The sequence below is a fragment of the Shewanella rhizosphaerae genome, from assembly GCF_019457655.1.
GTDB lineage: Bacteria > Pseudomonadota > Gammaproteobacteria > Enterobacterales > Shewanellaceae > Shewanella > Shewanella loihica.
Map to the genome: position 1 here is coordinate 2,524,240 of NZ_CP080420.1, position 18,483 is coordinate 2,542,722.

10 protein-coding genes are annotated in these 18,483 nt (G+C 54.7%); 6 read left to right on the plus strand and 4 right to left on the minus strand.

The genetic code is table 11. The annotated features are described in order from the left end of the window. Window positions 1-4: 4 nt before the first annotated feature. The 4 genes from K0I63_RS11230 to K0I63_RS11245 all read left to right on the plus strand — a co-directional run bounded on the left by K0I63_RS11230 (window position 5) and on the right by K0I63_RS11245 (window position 5,709). Entirely contained in the window at window positions 5-859 is an 855-nt protein-coding gene (locus tag K0I63_RS11230; protein WP_220081093.1) for a D-hexose-6-phosphate mutarotase, read from the plus strand. Window positions 860-1,101: 242 nt separating this feature from the next. Next, the gene (locus tag K0I63_RS11235) at window positions 1,102-5,040 is read left to right on the plus strand and encodes an intermembrane phospholipid transport YdbH family protein (protein ID WP_220081094.1); all 3,939 of its coding nucleotides are present in this window, start codon (window positions 1,102-1,104) and stop codon (window positions 5,038-5,040) included. Window positions 5,041-5,223: 183 nt separating this feature from the next. Next, window positions 5,224-5,367: a YnbE family lipoprotein gene (locus tag K0I63_RS11240; protein WP_160290154.1), complete on the plus strand. Its 144-nt coding sequence runs from the start codon at window positions 5,224-5,226 to the stop codon at window positions 5,365-5,367. A 21-nt stretch (window positions 5,368-5,388) separates the two neighbouring features. Then, window positions 5,389-5,709 carry a YdbL family probable chaperone protein gene (locus K0I63_RS11245; RefSeq protein WP_144203094.1) on the plus strand — a complete coding sequence of 107 codons (321 nt, stop codon included), beginning with the start codon at window positions 5,389-5,391 and terminating at the stop codon, window positions 5,707-5,709. A gap of 219 nt (window positions 5,710-5,928) precedes the next feature. Here K0I63_RS11245 and K0I63_RS11250 read toward each other — a convergent pair whose 3' ends face one another. From K0I63_RS11250 to K0I63_RS11260, 3 genes are all read right to left on the minus strand, one after another. Beyond that, window positions 5,929-6,858, minus strand: coding sequence for a universal stress protein (locus K0I63_RS11250; protein WP_220081095.1), 930 nt, complete (start codon window positions 6,856-6,858; stop codon window positions 5,929-5,931). Window positions 6,859-7,145: 287 nt separating this feature from the next. Beyond that, entirely contained in the window at window positions 7,146-9,983 is a 2,838-nt protein-coding gene (locus K0I63_RS11255; RefSeq protein ID WP_220081096.1) for an ExeM/NucH family extracellular endonuclease, read from the minus strand. Between the two features lie 482 nt (window positions 9,984-10,465). Continuing rightward, window positions 10,466-11,473, minus strand: coding sequence for an isoaspartyl peptidase/L-asparaginase family protein (locus K0I63_RS11260; protein WP_220083425.1), 1,008 nt, complete (start codon window positions 11,471-11,473; stop codon window positions 10,466-10,468). A 172-nt stretch (window positions 11,474-11,645) separates the two neighbouring features. Between K0I63_RS11260 and K0I63_RS11265 the strand changes: the two genes are divergently transcribed. Together K0I63_RS11265 and tamB are read left to right on the plus strand one after the other, a co-directional pair. Next, window positions 11,646-13,493, plus strand: coding sequence for an autotransporter assembly complex protein TamA (locus tag K0I63_RS11265; RefSeq protein ID WP_434086773.1), 1,848 nt, complete (start codon window positions 11,646-11,648; stop codon window positions 13,491-13,493). Next, window positions 13,490-17,437 carry an autotransporter assembly complex protein TamB gene (tamB, locus tag K0I63_RS11270; RefSeq protein ID WP_220081098.1) on the plus strand — a complete coding sequence of 1,316 codons (3,948 nt, stop codon included), beginning with the start codon at window positions 13,490-13,492 and terminating at the stop codon, window positions 17,435-17,437. The genes K0I63_RS11265 and tamB overlap by 4 nt, the downstream gene beginning before the upstream one ends. An 89-nt stretch (window positions 17,438-17,526) precedes the next feature. On the opposite strand, the gene fadR is transcribed toward tamB, so the two are convergent. Then, entirely contained in the window at window positions 17,527-18,288 is a 762-nt protein-coding gene (gene fadR / locus K0I63_RS11275; RefSeq protein WP_011865972.1) for a fatty acid metabolism transcriptional regulator FadR, read from the minus strand. Window positions 18,289-18,483 lie beyond the last annotated feature (195 nt).

Genomic DNA, 18,483 nt, shown 5'->3' on the forward strand with positions numbered 1-18,483 from the left:
ATTTATGGGTTCTGTAACCGTAAAAAAACATCCCCAGGGACTCGAATATGTCGAGGTCGATACCGATCTCTGTCAGGCGCGCATCTTCATGCAAGGCGCCCAGATAGACAGGTTTCAGCCTAAGGGCCAAGCCCCGCTGCTCTGGGTGTCTAGCGCCGACGACTATCAGCCGGGTAGCGGCATCCGTGGCGGCATCCCTGTCTGCTGGCCCTGGTTTGGCATGCATGAGAACCCTCAGTGGCCGCAACACGGTTTTGCCCGTACCCGCCTATGGAATTTAGATTCGGTGCAGATGCAGGATCAGGTGGTGGAGCTCAGGTTTAGCCTGACGGTAAGCGATGAAGACAGACAGTACTGGGCGCATCCAAGTCGGGTCGAGCTCATCTTTACCTTAAGCGATAGCCTAAGCGTCAGCCTGGTCAACACCAACCTGGGTGATGCGCCGTTCAACCTGACCCAGGCGCTGCACACCTACTTCCCTATCGAGGATATTCATCAGCTTAAGGCCAGTGGCTTTAGTGATGCCCGCTATATCGAATTTGGCGAAGGCCCCTTCGAGCAGGAGGGAGATGAGGTGCACTTTGACCGGGAAACCGACCGTGTCTACACCCAGCTTGGCGACTGCCAGTTACTGCATACGCCACAGGGGATCATAGAGGTGCGCCGCGAAAACAGTCGATCGGCGGTGCTGTGGAATCCTTGGATAGAAAAATCTAAGCGTCTGTCGCGCTTTAACGATCAGGATTATCTCACCATGGTCTGCCTCGAGGCCGCCAATGTATTAGAAGATAGGGTCGAGCTGGCGCCGGGTGAGTCCCATGCCCTTAGCACCCATATCCGCTGGCAACCTCAGGGCTAAACATGAGATTCTGGGCACCAGATTAATAAGTTGCCCTCTTTAGCCCGGTAGACTAGCGATGCATCGAAGCCGCTCTCTCCTATTGATCAAAAATTTTACTGGTGGTCATAGGTTTTACTGCATAGGTTTTAGTGGATAGGTTTTACTGGCAAGAGCGCTAAAATGGAAAGGTTAGTTTCAATCATTGAGACCTCAGTAGGCAGCGCTAACAGCTAACGCTAAATAATCAGAGACAGGGACAGATGTCGCGACGCTTTTTTACCTCCCGCAGCATAAAATGGATAGCCGGCGCAATGGCGCTGTCCCTGCTGCTGTTGCTGCTGCTCTTCGTGCTAGTAGCGAGTCAATTGGAATACCTGGTTAAACGTCTCGCCAATCCCTATCTGGCTGATGCAGGCATTAGCATAGAAAGTCTGCGCTTAAGCTCCAGCGATCTGATGGCGCTCAAGCTGCCCATGGCACTGCTTAAGGTCGATAGCAACCTGGCCAGACTCGACGATCTTGAGCTCACACTCGCCGAAGACTGGCTATCGGCACCAATGGGTCTCTCCCAGATAGATTCGCTTTCGGTGCGCCGCGCCGAGGTGTCACTGAGCCAGGACTATTTCGATAATCTAGGCCGTGAGCAAGAATCAGGCGCCAGCAGCGCCCTCAATCTGGGCGCCCTGCCGCAGATCGCCTTGGGCGAAGTCAGCTTCAACCTGTTAGGCACACAAGCTAGCTCCTCAAAGGCGCAACCCCTGGGCCTCAAGCTGGATTATCTTAACCTGGATAATCAAGGTCAGCTTACCGGCGCCCTCAGCTTCTATCAGGCGCCACTGCTGAGCTTAGCTGCGACACTCGAAAAGACCCGCTGGCGACTCGATAGCCGCCTCGAATTCGAGCCCTTCGGCCGCCTCATCGGCGAACTTAGTGCGCTCACCTCTGCCGGCCAAAGCGAACCAAAGCCAGACACGTCTCCTGCGCAACAGGCATCTAATGTTTCAGAGGCGTCTGGCGTTTCAGAGGCGCCTGGCATTTCAGAGATGCCTAGCCTTTCTAAGGCGCCAGCATTAGTCACGGCCCTGCATGATGTCAACCAGCGTTTAACCGAAATGTTTACCCTAAGTGGCAGCCTCAGCTCCCGCGGCGAATTAGACCTTATCAAGGGCGTACTGCATTCTAGCCATGAATTTGATGGGCTCAAGATTCAGCTAAAACGGCTAGGTGGCCAGACGCTATCGCCAGAGCTAAGCATTACCGTGACGGGCCAGGCGCAAGCTAAACAAGAAAGCGCTTATCTCACTCAATCAAGTCATGCTCAGTCAAGTTATTCTAAATCCATCCAGGCTCAGTCCAGTCAGAGCATGATACTTGGACTGAATGGCCCCCTAAACGATCTGCATCTCACGCTGTCGCCAACTTTAGTCACCAGCAGCACATCGCTGGAGCAGCTTGGAGAACTGGCAGGTGAGTCTGAGGCGATAACCGCCCTGCTCACGGCACTTAAGGCTCAATCTCATGATAAAAAGTCTCATGATAAGCAGGCACATGATAAGCAGGCGCCAGATATACGAGCTCCAAACCAGCGCTCAGCCGATGAACACACGACTAAGCTTTCTCTGGAGCTTGGCCAAGAGATGAATGGTGAAGATGCGCTCGATTTTTCGCTCCAAGATGTAGACGTGCAGCTAGGAGCTCTGATCGCCAAGGTTGAAACTCAAGGCCTGGTGCTCGCCGCTAAGCTTGAAAAAGCCAGGCTGGAAAAGGCTAGGTTAGAAGAAACCAAGCTCGAAAACGGTCCTGAACCGAAGCCGACTTCGGCCTGGCAGCTCACCGGCAACTGGCAACTTGATGCAGCGCTTAAACAGCCGCTGTGCCTAACCCTGCCGCCCTATCCAGAGACAAGCAACGGCTGTCAGGATCGGGCTAAGAATGAAACAGACATAGACAATAGCCTCACGCTTGCTAAAGCAAACTTGAAGCTTGAAGGCGAACTGGATGCCAGACAAGCAGATGCAACAGATGATTCGACAAATGATTCGCAAAAAAATAGCACTCTCAATCTAACCCTGGCGGGCGAGCTGAATCTAGCGCAACCCGAATTTAATCATAGAGACCTTAAGGTGGGCGCGCGCAGTATCACCACAGAAATTCCGGCGCCTCTTAATCTCAGCATCAACACCAGGCCAGAACTTAAGCTAAACCTCGACTGGCAAAGACTAAAAGTCGCGATCGATGGGCATCATCTAAGCTGGCCAGCGATGCAGGAGATGGCTAACAAAGAGCCAAAAGCACAGCTAACCAGCGAGCAGACTCGCACCACTTTTGGCGCAGGTCATTTTACCTTTAGCCCAGGTAAGCCGCTTCTGGCCGAGCTAGTGAGCTTTAGGAGTGTCACTCACTCCCCTCATCTGACGCTGCCAGAGGCCTCGATACTTGAGGTCTCATTGGCTAACACCTCAATGACAGGCGCCTCAATGGCAGAGGCCTCAAAAACAGAGAAAGCAGCAAAACCGCTGGAGCGCGAACTTACCGCGAGTGAATTTGTACTCGAAGCCGCGCAGCCACTGCGCCTCAATGCGCAAGCACTGGTGATCCCGCCCGTCGGGTTAAAGGTTATTGCGCTAGCCGCCAGCGAGCAAAAAGCCGTTCAGGGAAAGGGCCAAGAACAGACTCAGACTCAGGTTAAAACGACTCAAGTTAAAACGACTCAAGTTAAAACCACTCGGGTCAACTTGGATGAATTAAGCCTTGCCACCCAGACCATAGCGCTAACGCCAAAAGCCACCAAGGCTGGGATAGATGCGCAAAACAAAGCGGCGACACTATCACAGTCGACGCTATCACTGTCGCCAGATGCCCTGTTAGCCTTCCCCTGGCAGACTGAGGTGAACTACCAGCTGATCAATCTCAAGGTGAGCGAGGAGAGTGTTCGCCTCAATAAATTGCGCCGCAAGACGCTGCTTAAACTGCCCAGCACCAGCCTGAGTCAGTCGCTGCAATGGCAAGGTGCCCTGCAAACTTCTGGCAGCTCAGGCACTAAGTCCTATTCAAAGCCTGTATCTGAGGCATCAAAAATTTTGATCCAATTAGCCAGCGATTTGAATGGGCACTACGGGCTGACAACCAAAGAAAAGTGGAACCTGGATGGCCTGCCATTTTACAGCGAGCATCATCTTGCGCTGACTCACTCGCTTAAGCCCAGGCTGCTTACCGGAGAACTCACGCTAACAAGTGATGCCAACGAGCTGATGAAGCGATTGATGCGTATGCAGGGGGCAAGCCTAGAAAATCCCTTAATCGGTGATATCAATCTTACCAGCCAGCATAACCTCAAATGGCATGGCGATAAGATGGACTTTGCCTTTGCCTTGACCCCAGAGGTTAAGCTCAGTGAGGGTAGCTATAACGCCCTGCCGTTCGAGCAGGCAGAGTTTACCGGTCAATGCCAGTTAGATGGTGTCAAAGCGCCTCACTCTCAAACGGCAAAGCTTGCCTGTGAGCCGCTGTCACTCAAGGTCGCCGCCTTCAATCCTGGGGTGCTGATCACCGACATAATCGCCCACGCCAAACTCGAATTAGATCTGACCCAAGGCGAAACGGAAGCTGCACTCGGTGCTCAAACAGGTGCAGCATTGGCACTGAGCGGCGCCGATGTGAAGCTCGATGCCAGGGCCAACACCTTGGGGGGCGAGATCTTACTGCCTATCTTTAACCTGAACCTCGGCGCCCCCTCCTCCGCCTATCTGGTGCTGCAGGGGTTAGATCTCGAACAGCTGCTCGCCGCTCAGCCCCAAACCGGCATCTATGCCGACGGCATCTTCGACGGCGTGCTGCCGGTGCAGCTCGAGCATGGCCAGGTGAGCATCACCAATGGGCAGCTCGCGGCGCGGGCCCCCGGTGGCCTCATCAAGGTGGATGACAATCCGGCCGTGCTGCAGATGCGCCTGTCGCAACCCTATCTCGATTTCGCCTTCTCGGCGCTGGAGGAGCTGCACTACACCCAGCTGTCGAGCAGTTTCGACATGGCTCCCAACGGCGATGCGCTGCTAAAGGTTCAGGTGAAGGGACGGGCCAAAGATATTGAACGCCCTATCCATTTGAACTACGCTCAGGAAGAAAATATGTTGCAGTTACTCAAGAGTTTACAAATCGGTGATAGACTGCAGAGTGAAATCGAGCGGGCCATGGCCAACTAATTTCGCACAAGCATCGACATAAGAGTCATAGCCAGCGACAAATGCAAACGTTCAGCCTATGGTCATCTTAGGGATCTACACTAAGACCATAGCCAATAGAATTTTCAACCAGATTAAGGAAGCACTGTGAAGAAATTGCTAACCTTGCCGACGATAACCCTGAGCCTGGCCGCCGTGCTGCTCATGGGCGGCTGCACGCCAACGGTCAAGATAGAGCCACCTGAGAAGCCTATCGTTATCAACCTTAACGTTAAGATTGAACATGAGATCAAGATTAAGGTCGATAAAGAGCTCGATGAGCTGATTAACAACGATGAACTCTTCTAATCAAGGTATAAGGTGATCCCAATGAAAAGCAAAATACTCGTCCTCATGGCCGGACTTCTTCTCAGCCTCAATGCCTTCGCCATCTCGTTGCAAGACGCCAAAGCGCAAGGATTAGTGGGCGAACAGGTCAACGGCTATCTAGGTGTAGTGGTCAACAATAGTGAAGCCAGCGCCCTAGCCAAGTCGGTCAACGCCAAGCGTAAGGCGCACTACGAAAAGATCGCCCGCAAGAACCAGATCAGCGTAGATGATGTGGCCAAGCTAGCCGCCGAGAAGGCGATAGCGGCCACCGCCAAGGGCCATTATATTCAGACTCCCCAAGGAAAATGGGTCAAGAAATAAATGGTGCAAAGAATAGATGGGGTAAAGAATAGATGGGGTAAAAATTGAGGGGTCAAGAAGGCGTAGTTCTTAGGACTAACTGCTAGTTCCCACTCAATCTGTGATAGCTGTCTAACCAATAAGCGACGCCTAATGCGTCGCTTATTGGTATCTTTAACTCTCATTTATTTAACCGACTAACCACCTACTCTCACTGTGGCTCGTTCAAACATACATGGGCTAGATGGCGTGAGCGCTTTGGGGTTTGACCACCAAGAGATCGCACTGGATCCTGTCGATCACCTGCTCCCCCACATGACCACACATGTTGGAGAACATGCTGCCATTGCCGGTATCGCCGACGATCACTAGCTCAGAGTCCACCTCCTTGGCTAAGGACTCGATGGCATCTTCCGGCAGTGACTTGGCCAGATGAAGATGATGATTACTCACCGCCGTCCCCTTTGGCTGCAGGTGATAGCGGCTGGAATAACTGGACATCTTCTGCAGGTGGTAGTTCTCATCATTGGCAGGAGCCAGCGCCTGATGGAAGGAGATGCTTGGCGTCTCGCCATAGTAGCAATCGATAAGATGACAATCCCCCGCCAGCAGCTGAGAGAAATGCTCAGAGGTCTGCAGCACGGCGTCATTGAGCGCCCTATGGGTAACATCATCGGCGCAGGGCTCAACCAGGGAGAGAATGTGCCCGCCAGGTTGCCACAGATGGTCCTTAACCACCACCACGGGGCGGGAAGATTCGCGGAGCAGCCGCACATCCAGCGGTTTGATGGTCAGCCAGTTCCATAGCTTATGGCGCGAGGCGGCTAAGATCACCGCATCCACCTTGAAGTCGTCGCAAAACTGCAGCACATCGTCGCTGCTATGACAAGCGATAGACGCCTTGGAGATAGAGAGACCCGATTGGGCGGCCTGACTGATAAAGGCGTTTAAGCAGCTCAGCTTACGCTCCTTGGTCAGGGGGTGGGTCTGCCCCTCGTTGCCTTCGGCCTCGAAGGTGTCCACCAGACGATTGACGAAATGGCTGTGCTCTAACATCATCACTATGATTGCCGCGTGGGTTTTACTGGCCAGATACACGGCGCGGGAAACGGCCTTTAAACTGAAATCGTGTTCATCTACAACCACTAAAAGTCTCTGATAGCTATCCATAACTTTGCTCTCACCTAGGATTCGCACCTAATTGTAGCTCAAGCCAGAGGCGCCAAAATGGCGCTAGCCCTTTATTGGCGTGGGTTTGCGGCAACGTCATGATAATAGAAATGATTATTGTTAAGAACATTTTTAGCTAACCCAGCCCCAATGGAAACCTTTAGCTATTAGCTGAGCGCAAAATGGCTTTTTAACCATTAAAATCATCAGATTACATAGAATTTGATATAAATTAAGCATAAAAAAGGCCACCCTAGGGCGGCCTTTTCAAGCTAATTAGCTAAACATTAGAAGTTTAACTTAGCCTTACCCTTAAGGCCGTCGTTATCCTCAACGGTCAGCTTCACCTTACTGGCGCGGTGACCGAAACTGATTGCCACAGGACCCGTCTGCTTGCTGCCGTTGTTAAACTTCCACGACTGCGACACTATCTCACCGTCTGTGTCATAGCTTAGCGAGACAAACAGATGCATAAACCAGAGATCCAGGTGCTCAATAACGGCAACAGGCTTTTGCTGCTTCACCTGTACCTTCACCACCTGGGTCACGCTATGGCTCAGACCATCGTTGTCGGTTACCGTCAGGGTCACAGGGTATTCACCGGCCTTGGCATAGCGATAGCTTAGCTGCTGGCCGCTGGCGGTCTCACCATTACCAAGATCCCATTGATAATCGACTATCTCGCCATCTTCATCCGTGGCGCTGCTCACCAGGCTCAGCGTGCGGCCTTGCAGCTCATAGCTAAAGCTGGAAACTGGCGCTATGGTCTCACGCTCCAGCAGCAGGGAGATCACCACAGGGTCATGGTCCGAAGAGCGATAGGCATCGCTGCTGTAGAGCGACTCAATCTGACCGGCAGACTTAAACTCTTCGTTGTAGTCCAGCAGTCTTGGCTCGTCGGTATTGATATGCCACTCGGTCACATCGACAACCTTTTCGGCCAACTGGGTATTGGCCAGAGCATGATCCAGCTGCCCCGTCTCACCGGAGAAGACATAGGAGTATGCACCCGACTTGCCCAGATGGTCGAACAGCTCGAGGTAACCGGCGCCGCGTAGCGCATCGATTGGATCTTCCTTGGCATAGGCGTTCATGTCACCAATCACCAGGGTTGGCAGCTCACCATACTCACTGGCCAGCCAAGCCCCCAGGGCGGTCGCCGCGCGGGTACGGGTTAGGTTACAGTTACCCTGACCGTCGTTGAGATCTGGGTCGCCCAGACTGACACAATCACTGCCCTTAGACTTAAGATGGTTCACCGCCACCACGAGTTGTTGCTCTTCACCCAAGACCTCGAAGGCCTGGGTCAGACTCGGTCGGTTCTTACCATCGTTGAACAGCACCTCACCCTGCTCATCCAGCGGCGAGTTGGCGCTAGACAGCACCTTAGCCGCGCCCACGGGCGTGACGCGATCGCTACGATACAGCATGCCCACGGTAATGGCGTCTGTGCCTATGGTTGGCGTTGGCGCCGAGATAAACTGGTATCTTGCCTCGCCCACCGCTTGGTTCAGACCGCTCACCAGGTCATTGATGGCCGACTCAGTACCAAAGCCGTCGTTTTCTATCTCCATCAGGCCGAAGATATCGGCATCTATGCTGACCATGGCGCTGATGATCTTGGCGCGTTGACGGGCAAACTCGCTTGGCGTATCGGCGCCGCGAGCCGTCGGGAAGCCGCCGCCCTGGCCATCGCCGTTGAAGTAGTTCAGCACGTTGAAGCTGGCGACCTTGAGGTTACCGCCGGTGGCCAAGGCTGGCTCGCTGCTTCTTGGGTTGGTCGCCACGAAATTAACCGTATCGATTGGCATCAGACGGTACTTGCCAAAGCCATAGTGCATCACGGCGTTAAGCTGGGTAATAGAGTCGCCCACACGTACCGTATTGTCGGCGCTCAGGCCTGGTGCAGGGTAACGCACAGGATCTGGGTTTTGTGAGGTTAATCCATCGTCCAGCAGCACTGAGTCTAAGGCGTTGGCCTGACTCACCGCCAGCGCCTCGCTGCCAGGCTCGGCCACCTGAGTCCCGATGAAGTGACGCTTGCTACCGAGCAAGATCTCGCCGTAGCGTCCCAGGTTATAGACCTCGTTCACTACCAGGTTCTGGGTAAAGTGTACGCGCATGCCTTCGACCGCTTCCAGGTCGCTGCTCTGGGCCAGTGGCAGGCTCACCTCGGCGGCGCTCGGCAGAGCCTGAGCGCTGTCACACAGGGCGTGCTCGCTGACATTGGTCAACTCGGTCAGGCCGTTGTACTCCTTGACCGTGGCGGTCAGACGCACGCGATCGCCCGCCTGATAACCCAGCGAACCACCTGTATAAACGAAGACACCCTCAGAGGTGTTGATGTCAGCGTCAGCCTCGGCATCGGCCATCTGCAGGAACAGACCCTTGAGCCCAGCTTCCTGGTTGCTGGTCACGATCGCCTCGACCGTGACGCTCTGACCATTGAGCGGGCTGACATCGCCACTGCCCTGCAGTTCTGAGATCTTGGTGGCCGGATCATGACAAACCAGACTCACCGGCGGCTCGGTAGGATCCGTCGGGTCGGTTGGGTCTGTCGGTCCCTGACCGGTAAACTGGCCGAGATCGCTAAAATCATCCTGTGCATGACCTGTCCAGGTGGCCAGGGTCACGGCATCATCGAGCTGAGTATCGGCGATCAGCTGGTTAGGATCCCGGCGCAGGGTGTTATTCTGGGTCGACAGATCGCCGCTGCCCCACTCAGACCCCGGATCTGTGCCCAACTGGCCAAGGCTGTCGATCTCCTGGCCCTGCTTGCGCAGCACTAAGGTGTCGTCACCGTTGAAGAAACTGGCTGTGCTTAGCTGGTCGGCGACCGCTAAGATCTCAGCGGCGGCATCGTTGTCGGCCAGAACATAGGTCTTGCCGGCGGCCAGGCTACCGGTAAGGGCTATGGTAGAGCCGGCACTGGTGCTGCCGTTAAAGTAGAACTCGAGTTGATATTGACTTAAATCGATGGCGGCGCCGGTGGGATTGTAGAATTCGACGGCCTTGTTGTTGCTGCTGCCTTCTACATACTCTGAAATGATCAGATCGTCTGCGGCCTGGGCAAAGGTGGAGACACCACCAATCGCCAAGGCAAGCGCGCTTGCTTTGGTAAACATATTAACCCCTAAAATTATCCATTAACCTAGTGTTTAACTAGTGCTGTGCTAGACAGTATCCGAGTCTTATCGCTCAAATTACTGCGGTGCTGATCCTTCGACCAGCGCACACTATAAATCAGCTTAGTGACAAAGAGGTTACAAATTTTACATAAAGTTAATGCGTAGGGTGTTAAGCACAATTGACAGCTTAGAGGTGATTTTGTAGCACAATCCTCTCTTATCTGCGGTTCGATGAGGTCAGTCGACAGAGGCTTACTGAGGTAGACGGATTTAGAATCTGACGTGAAGAAGTACGAGATATGTGTTTGAAAAAGAAGAAGGAAAAGAGGTAAAGAGACAAAAAGAGATGTTTAAAGCGAAAGCCAGACCCAAGGCCAGACCCAAGCATAGTGCCCAGGCCCGGCTAAAAACAAACCAATACTTTGGATTGCTTATTGTTGGATGTGCTGATTGTTAAAAGTGCTTTTTGTCGAAAGTAATTAGTTGTCCTGCCAGATCATCACCTTGGCCGGCTCGCCGCCCTTGCGGGTCGCGCGGTACATGCCTTCGGTATTAAATGGGGTGGCGATGTTGCCGCGCTGATCGATGGCGATCACCCCGCCGGTGCCACCTGCGGTGATCAGGCGCTGATTGATCACCTCATCCGCCGCCTGCAGAATCGATTTTTGCTGATATTTCACCTTGGCGCAGATATCCCCCGCCACATGGTAACGAATGAAATATTCACCATGGCCGGTGGCCGACACGGCGCACACCTGGTTTTCCGCGTAGGTGCCGGCACCGATCACCGGCGAATCGCCGATACGGCCAAAACGCTTGACCGTCATGCCACCGGTCGAGGTGCCGGCCGCCAGGTTGCCTTGCTTATCCAGCGCCACGGCGCCCACGGTGCCAAATTTGTAATCCAGATCCAGATAGTTAACCGAAGCTTGATAGTCTGGCTTACCCGGCTCCTTGCTCTCGGCCGCCTTCAGCTTGGCCTTAGCATCGATAAGCTGCTGATAGCGGCTGTCGGTATCAAAATAGGTCACAGGAACCAGGCTAAAGTCCTGGCTCAGGGCGAATTCTTCTGCCCCCTGGCCCGATAGCATCACATGGGGCGACTTGTCCATCACGGCGCGCGCCAGATTGATCGGGTTCTTAATGTGCTTCACCCCGGCCACGGCGCCGGCGTTGAGGCTGCGGCCATCCATGATGGAGGCGTCCATCTCATGGGTGCCGTCATAGGTGTATACCGCGCCTTTACCGGCATTAAACAGCGGACTGTCTTCGAGAATATTGATGGCAGTGGTCACCGCCGTCAGGCTATCGCCCCCCTTCTCCAGCACCTTATAGCCGGCGTCTACCGCCTCTTTTAGCTTGTCGCGATAGGCTTGCTGCTGCGCCTCGGTCAAATTGGCCTTAGAGATGGTGCCGGCGCCGCCATGGATGGCGATGGAAAATGGCTGGGTTTCGGCCAGAGTGCTAGTGCTGATCAACAGGCCCATCAGGCCGGCCAGTAGGGAGGGGGTAATAGTGCTTCTCACGGTAGGCTTCCTCATTATTGTTTGCCTTCTTTGTACCGATTTTCATCATTAATTACAATCACCATCTTGCTTGGCCTCTATAATCTGCGACAATAAACAGCAACAAACTTTTCAACTAGATAGAGCCTTTTTCTTGCGGATCTTTGCGACCTTATCCCGGCTATCGATACTCGCCCTACTCAGCCTCAGCGTGGGTATCTCCCCTGTCTGGGCAAACGACTGGTTAAAGGTCGAGGTCGACGGCGCGAATGAGTCGCTTAAACGCAACATCACCGCCCACCTCGGCGCCCTGCCAGGCTCAGAGGTGCAGCGCCGCGCCTATATCTTCAATGCCGAAGAGAACATAGAGGCCGCACTACACTCCCTGGGCTACTACAAGGGCAAGATAGACCAGCAACTGGAGAGCCCGGAATCCGGCCCCTGGACGCTCCGACTCACCGTCACCCCGGGCGCCCCGACGGTGATCCAGTGGATAGATATTCAGCTGTCTGGCGAGATCCTCGATGATGAGGTGATCAACGCCTGGCTCAGGCAGATAAAGGTCAAACCCGGTGATGTGCTCAATCATGGCGAATATGAGGCGATCAAGTCGCAGCTGCTCACCTACGCCCTGGCCAGGGGTTACTTCGAAGGCAAATATCTGACCAATAAGATAGTGGTCAACCGGGATCTGGACAGCGCGCAGATCAGCCTGCACTACGACTCCGGTCCGCGCTACCGCATCGGCGAGGTCAGCTTCAACGGTCACGACCTGGTGCCCGGCTTTCTCGACAAGTTGATCCCCTTTGAGCCAGATTCCCACTACAGCACGGGTAAGATAGGCGCCCTCAACCGTGAGTTGGTAGATACCGGCTACTTCACCAATATCAAGGTGTTGCCACAGCTGGACAAGATGCAGGATGACAGGGTGCCGATTCGGGTAGAGGTGACGCCTAAACCCAGCCACTCCATCGAGCTAGGTCTGGGCGCCGACATAGGCAACTCCATCGACAATAACATAGAGCCTAGGGTCAGGGTCACTTGGCGCACGCCGCAGATCAATCGCTATGGCCACTCCCAGGAGACCAGCCTTGAATGGTCGCCGGACAGGCCTAAGTTTCTGACCACCTATACCATTCCCCTCACCCATCCGCTGGACGATCAGCTCAAGCTACGTCTCGGCCTGCTGAGGGACAAATATGGGGTGACCCAGATCTACGATCCCGATAAGCGCGACTATCGCAACACGGGTGAGCTGGAATCGGTCAAGAAACTCGTGGGGGTAGTCAGGCAAAAACGCCTGCGCAATCAATGGCTGTTTACCTATTCGTTAGATGCCATCAACGAAGAGTATACCCAGTCGGATATCAAATATAATCCCGACATCTTGCTGCTCGGCACCAGCCTGTCCAAGACCAACAGGGGCGACAAGAGTCTGGATCCCAAGTCGGGCTTCTTCCAGTATTACAGCCTGGAGCATGCCGACCCGAGTCTTGGCTCAGATCTGCGTCTGACCCGGCTACAGGCCAAGTTTAAGTGGATAGACACCTTCTTTGACAAGCACAGGTTTGTCTCCCGGCTGGATCTGGGCGCCAATCTGGTGAGCGAAGAGGATCTGCCCATGGTGCCCCCTTCGCTACGCTACTTTGCCGGCGGCGATCAGAGCATCCGCGGCTATAGCTACCAGGAGCTAGGCCCCTATATCGAATATACCAACAGCCAAGATCAGCTCGCCCGCATGGTAGTGGGTGGCCGCTACCTGATGGTCGGCAGCCTAGAGTATCAGTACTACCTCACCCCCACCTGGCGTCTAGCCACCTTCGTCGATGCCGGTAACGCCTTCGACAATCAGCAGTTCGAGCCCATCGTCTCTGTGGGCGGCGGTGTCCACTGGATCTCCCCTATCGGCCCCATCAAGCTGGATCTCGGTGTCGGCCTGAAGGAAACAGAGACAGTTGATCGCAGCTGGCGCATCCATATCACCATGGGGGCCGAGCTATGATAGAGCGGCCAGATGGAATCGACCAAGGGCAGATGACCCAGGAACAGCCGCTATCGGCGCAGGGCGGCGAAGCGCCGCCAAGATCTTTGCTATACCGCCTGCTCTGCTGGCTGCGTAACCTTGTTCGGGTGCTGCTCTATCTGCCACTGGCCCTGCTCATCCTGCTGGCCATCTTGATAGGCACCCCCTTTGGCAGTCGCATCGCGGTCAACCTCGCCGATCTCTTGGTGCCGGACTTAAGCCTGAGCTATGGCGGCGGTACCCTCAATGGCCAGCTGCAACTGGCACATGCCAAGTGGCAGATGACGGGCATAGAGGTTGAAACAGAGGAGCTTAGCCTCAACTGGCGCCCCCTGTGTCTGTTGCAGCGCCAGGTGTGTGTCGACTCGCTAGGCGCCGATGCCGTGCGGGTCGATATCGACACAGACCTACTCACTGCATCATCACCAGAGGCTCCTCTCGAGGAGACAGCTCCGACAGACGAAACAAGCGAGCATGGCCCGCTCACCCTGCCTATCGGCATCATACTCAACCAGAGCGACCTCAATCAGATTAGGGTGCGGGTCAATGAGATGCAGTTTAATGCCGAGCAGCTCGCGGCCAAGGCCAGCTGGTTAGAGACAGGCCTTAGGGTCAACCGGCTCGACAGCAGCGGACTCTTGGTCTCGATTCCCCTTGGGCAGAGCGATGATGGCACTCAGCAAAAGCAGACTCATGTTCAAAATCAGACTCATGTTCAAAACCAGGCTCAAAAGCAGGTAAAAGATGCCCCTCAAGATGCGCGGGCGAGCTGGCCCTTAAGTCAGCTACCCGAGGTCGAGATCCCCATGCCCATCTTCGTCGATGGCGCGCATCTGGCCGGTAGTGAGCTCAGGCTTGGCGAGCGCATAGACAAATTTGCCACTATCGATCTGGCCGGCAGTTACCTTGGCTATAAGATCACTGTCGATAGCCTGGCCTTCAGCCATGACTATGGTAAGGCGCGCCTCGATGGCGAGATGAGCCTGACTCAAGACTATCCCATGGCGCTGCATCTCGAGGCGGAGTTTAATGCCAACAAGGTCAGCGAGCTGCCGGAACTCAAGCACCAGCGCCTGAACGCCGAGATCAACGGCGGTTTCTCGGCCCTTGCCGTCAAGCTTAAGGGCGAAGGCCACCTCGCGCTGGATCTCGACGCCAAAGGGAATCTGAGCACGCCTGCAATGCCCTACGAGATGACGCTTTACAGCCCGCACCTGATGTGGCCACTTGCCCAGGCTCAATATGAGGCCAAGGCATTAACTCTTGAATCAAGCGGCAGCCTGGCGTCCCAAAGTCTCAAACTTACCGGTGAGCTTAAGACGCCTTATCATCCCTGGTTAAGCCTGAACACCCAGTTGACCCATCAGGACCAAAACGTCGAGGTGGCTGCGCTTTCCGTCGACAGCGAGATGGGCAAGTTGGATCTTAAGGGCAAGCTGGGTTACGGCGAGGCGATTAGCTGGCAGCTCGAGGCCGACACCCAAGGCTTAGATCTTGCCCAGCTGGATGTGATGCCAGACAAGCCCCTGCCTGAAACTCAGATAAGCGGCAGCCTGCATAGTCAGGGACGCTTCAGCGACAAGCAGTGGTCGGTAGGCATCAGCCAAGCGGATCTCGAAGGCCATGTGGATCAATATCCCCTGAGGCTTCAGGGGGATATCTCCCTGAACGATAAGTTCCAGCTTAACGCCGAGCATCTGCAACTCGACGCCTTGGAGTCACAGCTTACCCTCTCTGGACGGGTAGATGATGCCTGGGCGCTGGATGGCCAGCTAAGCGTGCCCGCCCTGAGCCTGTGGGATCCGAGCGCCAGCGGCGCCATCAAGGCGGTGATCAATGTCTCGGGCGATGACGAGCACCCGGAAGTGGCCATCAACGCCGACACCATAGAGTTTAAGTACGCCGATATCACGGTAGACAAGGCCAAGCTTATCGCCTTCTATCGCCCCCAGGATGCGCACCAATTTGCGCTGTCGCTAAAATCTTCGGGCATCAAGGGGCAAGGCATGGCGCTGAGCGACCTCACCTTGGGTTTCAAGGGGGATATGGCCAAACAAAAACTGGGCCTACAGACCTATGGTGACCTGCAGCTCAACACCTCTATCGCCTCTACCTTCGACGAGAAAACTCAGCGCTTCGACGCCAAGATAAAGCGCATCAGCCTCAATTCTCGCCTCGGTGCCATGGCGCTGGATGAACCCTTCGACCTATATTGGGACAACAAGCACGCCAAGGGCGAGATCTCCCCCTTCTGTTGGCGCCATGACGCCGCCAGCCTGTGCCTCACCGACACAGCAGAACTTGGCGACAAGGGCGATACCCGATTGCAATTTGCCGGCGATCTCGGCGCCCTGCTGGCACCCGTGCTGCCGGAAAACCTCAAATGGAGGGGGCCGACTCAGCTCGATGGCGAGCTGCAATGGGCCAAGGGCGCCAAGCCCACGGGTCAGCTGACACTGGCCATGGCACCGGGACAGTTTGATCTCACCACCACCAAGCGACATATCGAGGCCCAGTACCATTACCTCAACCTCACGGCCCGCCTGGATGAGCTACAACTTGCCATAAACACTCAGCTGGAATCTGAGCGTTTCGCCAAGATAGACAGTCAGCTCACCATAAGTACCGATCCCGAGCACAGGCTGAGCGGTAAGATAGATCTCAAAGATATCGACCTGCATGCCCTGGCCGACTTTACGCCCCAGCTTGAGGTGCTCGACGGTAAGGTCTCAAGCGCCATCATCTTGGGCGGTACGCTGAATGAACCTGATCTCAGCGGCACGGTAGATCTCATCGACGGCCAACTGGCGGCCGCCGCCAACCCGACCCTCTTAGATAACATCAACCTCAAGCTCACCCTGCTGGGGCAGACGGGTCAGGTGAAGGGTCAGTGGACCATGGGCGATGGCAAGGCCAAGGTAGATGGTGTGCTCGGCTGGCAAGAGGGACTCAAGGGCGATCTTAATTTTAGCGGCGACAAGCTGGCGATCATTCAGCCGCCACTGGCGATACTGGATGTGTCACCGGATCTCGACATCAGCTTTAGCGATAAACACCTGGATATTCGCGGCAAGCTGGATGTGCCCTCTGGGCATATCAAGATCGTCCAGCTGCCCGAGGGCGGCGTGGCCGAATCCAGCGATGTGGTGTTCAATGACAGCCTGGCCAGCCAAGCCCAAGTAAAAGATCCCATCGCCGTCACCAGCCAGATAGCGGTCAAGGTAGGCGACAAGCTCACCATTGACGGCATGGGCCTGCGAGGCATGCTGGTGGGTACCCTGGAGCTGCGCCAGGCCGCCTTTAAGCCGCCGCTACTCTATGGCGACATCAAGGTGGTTAACGGTAACTACAAATTTATGGGCCAGACACTGTCGATCAAGGCGGGCGAGGTGCAATTTATCGGCCCCATGGCGGTGCCTAACCTGAATATCGAGGCGATTCGCGAGATCAAGGATGAAGATGTGGTCGCCGGGGTACGCATTACCGGCACGCCGCTAAAACCTGTGGTCACCCTCTTCTCCAATCCTGCCAAGGAGCAGGCGGAGATCCTCTCCTACATCATCAAGGGCACAGGGCTAAATAACTCAAGCTCAGATCAGAACAATGCCCTGATGATGGGCGCCGCCCTCACCCTGGGCAATCAGCTGGGGGATAACGCCTTTAGCAATCTTGGCAGCTCAGCCTCCGGCATCATAGAGAAGTTCGGCATCTCCAACGTGCAGTTCGACGCCAACGACGAAGGCAAGGTCGCCATCAGTGGCTTTATCGGCGAAGATCTCATGGTCAAATATGGTGTGGGGGTGTTCAACCCAGGCTATGAGATGACGGTGCGCTACTACCTGATGTCCCAGCTCTATCTGGAGAGCGTCTCGGGCACCATCTCCAAGACACTGGATATCTACTACAACTTCGATATCGATTAGTGCCGCGTGAAACTATCAGATAAAAAGACGCCATAAAAAAAGCCGCTTCAATGAGCGGCTTTTTTATCAAAGGGTTTTGCAGCTGGCGCTTAAGCCTTGCTCGCCTCGGCCGATTGCATCAGGTTGGCCTTGTAACGCTGCCACACCTTGCCACTGTTGATACCATAGCTGCGCATCAGCACAGGCACGTCATTGTGGTTATGATCTTTGGCCAGGGCTTCAAGCGCCTGGTAGAAGTCCAGCGCCAGCTCGCGCGCCTTCTCGATGGCAAAGTACTCTTCACCCACGCGACTATAGAGGCCCTTGAAGCCGTTGAGGATCAGTACATAAAGCGGGTTACCCGAGTGATAGGCCAAGGTGTGATGCAGTTGGTAATCGAACTCGATAAAGGCCTTGGCATCATCTTTCAGGGTGGCCAGTGGCGCTAACGCCTCAAGCACTTTGTCTGGATTGTAACGCACGGCGCCCTTAAAATAGATGGCGCTGATGTTGGTACGGGCAGATAGCAGCTGCTCTAGCAGAACAGGTTCACCGGCAGGGTTAAGATCGGCGATGGTTTCCAGCACGTTCAGACCCGAGGTTTCCCAGATATCGTTTACTCGTGTCGGCTTACCGTGTTGAATGGTCAACCAGCCATCACGGGCCAGGCGCTGCAGCACTTCACGCAGCGTAGTACGTGTCACGCCAATCAGTTCAGACAGTTCACGCTCGGCAGGTAGAATGGAACCGGGTGGAAACTTTCCCTCCCAAATCGAACGAACAATATACTTTTCGGCAAAGCTCGCAGGACCTTTCGCTTCAATAATATCTTTGTCTTTAGGCGCTACAGGTACTTGGGGGACAGTTGTCATCAGGCCACTATTCCAATTTATTCAAAGTTATCTTGGGAACTGATCATACCAGAGCGGTAAAAAATGGAAACCTAATCCGTAACATTACTGGATAAGATCAAGGACTCAGATCTCATTAATGAGCAAAATACACACCACATCAACAAGCTTGTGATATAGATTGCAGTTAATGTCTGTTTTTGGGCAATGGGGACC